Source organism: Bacillus sp. LR_5, assembly GCF_042709275.1.
In genome coordinates, this window is the sequence record NZ_JAVAXX010000364.1 from 1 (window position 1) to 5403 (window position 5403).

A 5403-nucleotide genomic window follows, 5' to 3' on the forward strand; every position below is an offset into this window, starting at 1 on the left:
GTCTTCAGCCTATCCCCGGCAGAACCGCAATTGCAAAGAACAAAACCACCGTAACCCCACCGAGAAGCCAGCCATTTGTTTTATCACGCTTTGCAATGATAGTTTCATCACCGATCATTTTCAGATCATCTGCCTTTGCCACGAGCACCGGTATGTAATCTGGATGCACTTTCAAATATTCCGCCGCCTGCTCAACTGTCATCGCTTCGTCTCTCGTGGATTTGACTGCCCGTTGCAGCTCAACCTGTAAAGGAATCATTCTGCTTCACCTTCCAATTCATTTTGGGCAACTGTTATCGCGAAATTGAGATTTGTTATGATCTTCTCTAATGCCTGTTTGTATCGTTTCCTATCCCCGCTTAGTTGCTGGATACCCTTTTGAGCTTGCCGGAATTGATGTACCGTTACTTCCTGCTGGCGCTTGTTTTCTTCAATGATTTCCTGTTGCTTAACAGACAGTTCAGTCCGATCAATCAGAAAGTCAATATGCTCTTTGGCCATCCAATATTGATCTGTCAGCTTAGCATTTTCATAGCCTTTTAGTTTTGAAATACGCACTTTAATTTCCTGTAATTTATCCATGTCCGTTCCTCCCATATCGCAGAGAGGACCGGCCCCTCTGCGTCACATTTTATAGCCGATCTCAAAATCAATTCTGGAGAGATTACCTTTTGACGTTTGTACGATTGTTTTACCGTGCTCCGGCATTTCCGTTAATTTGAATGATCTATTGTTTCCGTCAATCACAATGACGTAATTTTTGTCATTTTCAATTTGATTAAGTACCTGTTCCAGATTTTCTATATGTTTTGGACAGTTCACTGTAAACGCCCCCATATGGTATAATAGAAGTGTCGAGTTTCTATTTTCCATACGGGTGACGTCTACTAATGACTGTCATCACATCCAATCGTTCATCGGGAAAACTTGCAGCTTTGTCTGTGGTTCTTCCGTTGGGATGATTGGATGTTTTTTTATATACTCCAAACGCTCCTCTTCCGTCATAACCCATGTAATGACTTCTCCATGCTGACGTAAGTTCTTATTTTCTGTCATGTCCTCGCCTCCTTACTCTTCGTTTAATTGTTTGATGCGCAGATTGTAAAGCGTCTCAATTTCATCGTCTGACTGGCGTTCCAGAAATGCTTTTCCGTATCCGCCCAAAATAGTGAGCCACTCAATCAAGTGCTGACGTTCTGTCCATTCCAACGGTCCCCGTTCCCTTCTTGATCAATAATTGCATCGCAGCATTTTTATAGTCAGGCGGACATTCTTCATACCGCACAATGACCATAAGTTGGTGAATGGTTGCTTTCTCAAAAGGGGAGGCGCTGCCTGATAAGATCATGTTCCGTCGCATCCTTTCCGAGAAGTCCGTTCATTCGTGGCTGAATGAAGTCCCTGCTGGCTTGATCCATAACAAGGAATAGAACCTCGTCTATGTCTCTATTAAGCTCCTCTGAAATACAGATAATAGACTCATTGGCTTCCCACATTTCACGGAACCGCTTGATCTCCGAATCATTCCAGACAAAGTTTTTTTCAATGAATGGTATATACACCGGGCTATCCTGCACGAACCGCCGCAGATTCTCTTTTTTACTTCTCAGATGCGTTCTTTTGATTGAAATTCGTTTATTTGCATTTAACCCGTAAGGACGTGGCGGAAGCACGCGGCCTCTTGCAAAATCAACTATCAGCAAAATGATTTCATCTGGCTTTCTATTCAGCAGCTCGGCCATATCATAAATGGATTTGCCGTCGTACCAGTAATCAACAACCTGACGCATTTGCACCAATGACCATTCAAAATTAAGATCAGTCAAAGCGATTTCTAACCGATCAGCAAGAACCGCAACGCTCATGCCAAGCACTTCCTTACCGTACCGGTATACCGGTGAACAATGATCAATCTCTGTTCATGCTGCAGGTTTTTAGAAACCAGCCAGTTGTTTGGATTTAAACCGTTTTGCTTGATAATGTCCTTTTGTGCGCGTGTCGGGCGTTTACCGTGTTTCAAACTGCATTCCTCCTAAAGTTTTGATAGTCAGCAATTTTCTGATCAATGAGAGCAATAAGTTTATTAATATCTTTTTTGCGTTCAGCGTCAGTAAGCTTCCTTTCTGGCTTGAGCTCCCAAACGCCGGGCATAATCAACTGAGCCTTAGTTCCATGCAATGTTCCCACCTCCTTTTGGTATTCGTTTGTCCTCGCCAGTAAACTTGACAACCTTTGTCCCTTTCATCATTCGAGATATGATGCGACGTTGTAATTGGTCGTAATTATATTGGGCTTGTCCTGTCGAGACTCAATGATTGTCAGGATCAAGTCCGTGGCCCATGATTCCTCGCCGTCTTTGTCCTTTTTGACGTACTCTGCGCCCAAGTCATCCAGCACAAGTAATTGGCATTCTTCAATGTTTTTGAGAATAAAGCTTTCTGTTTCCGTCTTATCCCCATATGAGTTTCGGATTTTCCGTAGCAGCATTTTGGTATTTGCAAAGATCACTTTTTTTCGCAGCCCTTTAACATGCTGCACGACGCTGTGAGACAAGTGACTTTTTCCGATCCCGTAACTCCCTTGTAGTAGCAAGGAATCAAAGTCTCCCCAATTTTCAAAGTTCTCAGCGTACCATTTCAGCTTTCGGAAGGCGTCCATCTGTGAGTCTGATAAGCCTTTTAAGTTGAAGTTGCCGAATGTGGCTTTCTGGATATCCGGAGGGACCAGACTGTTATTCCAGAAGAATGCGTCCGCTGCTGTTTCTTCTTGAAACTCAATCATTTCTTTTTCTAGTGCAAGGTTGTCACAAGCTAAACACCGGCTGTGCTGCTTGCCATTCTGTAAGTAAATCGGAACCTCGTTACCGCATCCCTCACACTCCCTAACGCCGATCTTTTTCGGGAACAGGTGTTGCAGGCTTTTGGGAACTGCTTTAGAAAAGGCCGGAATATGGGTTTGTTTCGTTTGCTGGGCTGGAATCAAACTGACGGCCTCCCTTTTGATTTAAGTAATTTTCAAACTTGGTACCGAATAGCGTTTCTGGACGAATAAACTTGTTCATTTCCGGATCATTTAACCATTCTTGGGTTTTAACAAGGATGACATGTTTAAAATCATTGAATCTAAAACCCTCATTCCATCTTGCCTTAATAAGACTTCTTGTTTTCTGTGTAGCTGAACGATAGTTTTTACCAGATACTTTGTTCAAAAGTTCAATGATGAGTTTGTAAGGGATCACATCATTTTTGGAAGATGTGCTGTCGAGTTTACTCGACAATATATTTTCTTTTTCTTCTTCTTTTTCTTCTTCTTTTTCTTCTTCTTTTTCTTCTTCTTTTTCTTGTCCACTTGACGTTGACTTGAGGTGGTACGTGTCGTTCACGTGTCGTGAAAATGATTCCCTGATAACGTCATTAGGAATGTGTGGGAAAACAAGCTCTATCAGCGTTTTATCCTTGACTTCTTGCAACTCTTTTTCGATACAGTCCAGCATAGGTTTACCTGCTTTATTCAGGTTATATTTTCCCCACTTAATAATCGCAATTTCCCTAGTTTCAGAGTTATACTCGATTAGCCTATGATTATTTTGAAATCTGTCCATAAGACTGTTAACAGACTCTATAGAATACCCAATATCAAATGCCATTTGCTTTTTGGTAATAGAGTAAATTCCAATTTGAGTGGTGCTCGGATTAGTTAAAAGATACAGATAAAAGTATTTATCTTCAGGTGTTAATTCTTCTAACACTTTGGGATCTTGCCAGAATTGCACATGGACCTGCCGGAACTTAGCCATTTATTCTCCTCCCTTTTTTGTTTCGAATTTCGTTAAAGGCCAGACAGATCGCTTGCCATTTACAATTACAGATCCGAGAATATTCTCATTACAATCATTGGATATAACAGACCCACCTTGATCTTCCAACTTAGTTAATGCTTTTTGGTGAAAAGATGCTGACTCACTGATAACAAGATGAAACTTGTTATCAAGCCAGACATTGCTTACTAAAAACATAATGAAACCCCTTTTAAATTTGGTATAATGTTCCTATCAAACACGACAGGAGGTGAATAAGTATGGAAATTACTAAATTCATAGATTCTATGAGTTACTTTGTATTGTCTGGTTGGCATAAAGCTGAGAAAAGCTATGAGTTGTTCAAAAAAGGAAAAGCTAAAGTTGCCGCAGTTGCTTATTTAAATCAAGCTAACACTTTCCTACAGATAGCAAATTCCAATTACAAGCAACATTTTGAAAAGGGATCATCCTTAGAATTCGAAGATTTCATTTTCAAATTTGAACGTTTCAACGATGAAATGTTAGATTCCTATTCCACTGATCACAGTGCGCAACATACTATTATTTATTTTGAAGATCTCAGCAGAAGCTATGCGAATTTGCCGTCGAACTTTAAAACAATTTCTGGTTAGATTTATCCAAATTTTGAATTAGGTAATTCATTCGATTAACTGAGTTATTTAATTCACCTAAAACCCGTTCAATTATTATCATTTTTCTTGACTGCCAAAGAATTTCTTTCGCTAAATAACTATCTGGATCAATACCCACAATCAGTTCATTTTCTTTAGCTTTATTTATGCTCGTCTTGATGGCTATTTGAACTGACTCTGGTAATCCGTTTAAATGTTTTTCCAATTCAACCTCTGTTGCCTCAGAGGTTGAATCATTACGTTCATTCTGCATTTTGTCACACTCCTTTTAACGATCAATTCGTGATTACAGAAATCATTCCTACAGGTAATCAGTTATCCAATCTTTTCTGCTCTTGTACAATTTTTTTGGGCAATCCATGCCTCGATTGCACGCCGTGAATACCTCTGCTGTATTTTTCCTGAGCCAGGCCGCTCCGGTAGTTTAAATACCGGAAAATCGGGCTGACTGAAATATAATTCTTCTGCCGTTCTGGCTGTGCATTTCAAAATCCCCTCGTACACTTCTTTTTTAGTGAGAAGTTGATCTTTTGAGGACAAGACTGAAATCATTTCTTGAATTTTAGGAATCAAAGCAGCGCTCACATTTGCAATAACGTCGTTTGTAATCCTTTCAATATCTGATTGTTCCAATTCAATTTTCAAAACTAGCTCCTCCCCGAATATTCCTACAGGAAACTTCATTCTTAAAAAAAATATCCAACAGGAACATTTAATTTTTCGCAGAACTGATTAATACTTTTTAGTGTAGGGTTGCCCCTTCCATTCTCTAACTTATAAATATAAGAGCTTGTAAACCCTGTGAAATCAGCAAATTCATTGAAAGACATATTTTTACCTTTACGTATTTCTTTAATCTTCTGACCGAAAATAATGTTACTATCCAATGTTTTCACCCCCTCATAAATATTCCTGCAGGAATATCACAACCCCAATATATCACCTTACTCA

15 protein-coding genes are annotated in these 5403 nt (G+C 39.8%); 1 reads left to right on the forward strand and 14 read right to left on the reverse strand.

Going from position 1 to position 5403, the window contains the following annotated elements; genetic code table 11:
* Window positions 1-4: 4 nt before the first annotated feature.
* From RAC86_RS34685 to RAC86_RS34735, 11 genes are all read right to left on the reverse strand, one after another.
* The gene (locus tag RAC86_RS34685) at window positions 5-259 is read right to left on the reverse strand and encodes a hypothetical protein (RefSeq protein ID WP_377886631.1); all 255 of its coding nucleotides are present in this window, start codon (window positions 257-259) and stop codon (window positions 5-7) included.
* Window positions 256-582, reverse strand: a complete 327-nt coding sequence (locus RAC86_RS34690; RefSeq protein ID WP_377886633.1) for a VWA domain-containing protein — start codon at window positions 580-582, stop codon at window positions 256-258. Before RAC86_RS34690 ends, RAC86_RS34685 begins: the two co-directional genes overlap by 4 nt.
* 42 nt (window positions 583-624) lie before the next feature.
* Window positions 625-822 (reverse strand): XtrA/YqaO family protein, encoded by a 198-nt coding sequence (locus RAC86_RS34695; protein WP_045384225.1) that lies wholly within the window; start codon window positions 820-822, stop codon window positions 625-627.
* A gap of 78 nt (window positions 823-900) precedes the next feature.
* Window positions 901-1056: a hypothetical protein gene (locus RAC86_RS34700; RefSeq protein ID WP_014480890.1), complete on the reverse strand. Its 156-nt coding sequence runs from the start codon at window positions 1054-1056 to the stop codon at window positions 901-903.
* Window positions 1057-1068: 12 nt separating this feature from the next.
* Entirely contained in the window at window positions 1069-1209 is a 141-nt protein-coding gene (locus RAC86_RS34705; protein WP_003237439.1) for a BH0509 family protein, read from the reverse strand.
* Window positions 1210-1316: 107 nt separating this feature from the next.
* A complete protein-coding gene (locus tag RAC86_RS34710; RefSeq protein WP_321541118.1) occupies window positions 1317-1865 on the reverse strand; it encodes a hypothetical protein in 549 nt (182 codons plus the stop codon).
* The gene (locus RAC86_RS34715) at window positions 1862-2020 is read right to left on the reverse strand and encodes a DUF6906 family protein (protein ID WP_003220291.1); all 159 of its coding nucleotides are present in this window, start codon (window positions 2018-2020) and stop codon (window positions 1862-1864) included. Before RAC86_RS34715 ends, RAC86_RS34710 begins: the two co-directional genes overlap by 4 nt.
* A complete protein-coding gene (locus RAC86_RS34720; RefSeq protein ID WP_377886634.1) occupies window positions 2017-2178 on the reverse strand; it encodes a hypothetical protein in 162 nt (53 codons plus the stop codon). The genes RAC86_RS34715 and RAC86_RS34720 overlap by 4 nt, the downstream gene beginning before the upstream one ends.
* Window positions 2179-2244: 66 nt before the next feature.
* Window positions 2245-2982: an ATP-binding protein gene (locus tag RAC86_RS34725; protein WP_377886635.1), complete on the reverse strand. Its 738-nt coding sequence runs from the start codon at window positions 2980-2982 to the stop codon at window positions 2245-2247.
* Window positions 2933-3796, reverse strand: a complete 864-nt coding sequence (locus RAC86_RS34730; protein ID WP_377886636.1) for a conserved phage C-terminal domain-containing protein — start codon at window positions 3794-3796, stop codon at window positions 2933-2935. The genes RAC86_RS34725 and RAC86_RS34730 overlap by 50 nt, the downstream gene beginning before the upstream one ends.
* Complete coding sequence (locus tag RAC86_RS34735) at window positions 3797-4015, reverse strand: hypothetical protein (protein ID WP_163136897.1); 219 nt, start codon at window positions 4013-4015, stop codon at window positions 3797-3799.
* Between the two features lie 62 nt (window positions 4016-4077).
* On the opposite strand from RAC86_RS34735, the gene RAC86_RS34740 reads away from it, so the two are divergent.
* Complete coding sequence (locus RAC86_RS34740) at window positions 4078-4431, forward strand: hypothetical protein (RefSeq protein ID WP_163136899.1); 354 nt, start codon at window positions 4078-4080, stop codon at window positions 4429-4431.
* Here the strand turns inward: RAC86_RS34740 and RAC86_RS34745 are convergent.
* The 3 genes from RAC86_RS34745 to RAC86_RS34755 form a co-directional block, all read right to left on the reverse strand.
* Entirely contained in the window at window positions 4412-4705 is a 294-nt protein-coding gene (locus tag RAC86_RS34745) for a hypothetical protein (RefSeq protein ID WP_163136900.1), read from the reverse strand. The two genes, RAC86_RS34740 and RAC86_RS34745, sit on opposite strands and share 20 nt — an antisense overlap.
* A 62-nt stretch (window positions 4706-4767) precedes the next feature.
* Window positions 4768-5097 carry a hypothetical protein gene (locus RAC86_RS34750; RefSeq protein WP_163136902.1) on the reverse strand — a complete coding sequence of 110 codons (330 nt, stop codon included), beginning with the start codon at window positions 5095-5097 and terminating at the stop codon, window positions 4768-4770.
* A 41-nt stretch (window positions 5098-5138) separates the two neighbouring features.
* Window positions 5139-5339: a helix-turn-helix domain-containing protein gene (locus RAC86_RS34755; RefSeq protein ID WP_163136926.1), complete on the reverse strand. Its 201-nt coding sequence runs from the start codon at window positions 5337-5339 to the stop codon at window positions 5139-5141.
* Window positions 5340-5403 lie beyond the last annotated feature (64 nt).

Coding starts and splice junctions, on each gene's coding strand:
- RAC86_RS34730 (WP_377886636.1), bottom strand. CDS start 3,796: ATGGCTAAGTTCCGGCAGGTCCATGTGCAATTCTGGCAAGATCCCAAA.
- RAC86_RS34685 (WP_377886631.1), bottom strand. CDS start 259: ATGATTCCTTTACAGGTTGAGCTGCAACGGGCAGTCAAATCCACGAGA.
- RAC86_RS34690 (WP_377886633.1), bottom strand. CDS start 582: ATGGATAAATTACAGGAAATTAAAGTGCGTATTTCAAAACTAAAAGGC.
- RAC86_RS34700 (WP_014480890.1), bottom strand. CDS start 1,056: ATGACAGAAAATAAGAACTTACGTCAGCATGGAGAAGTCATTACATGG.
- RAC86_RS34745 (WP_163136900.1), bottom strand. CDS start 4,705: ATGCAGAATGAACGTAATGATTCAACCTCTGAGGCAACAGAGGTTGAA.
- RAC86_RS34710 (WP_321541118.1), bottom strand. CDS start 1,865: ATGAGCGTTGCGGTTCTTGCTGATCGGTTAGAAATCGCTTTGACTGAT.
- RAC86_RS34740 (WP_163136899.1), top strand. CDS start 4,078: ATGGAAATTACTAAATTCATAGATTCTATGAGTTACTTTGTATTGTCT.
- RAC86_RS34735 (WP_163136897.1), bottom strand. CDS start 4,015: ATGTTTTTAGTAAGCAATGTCTGGCTTGATAACAAGTTTCATCTTGTT.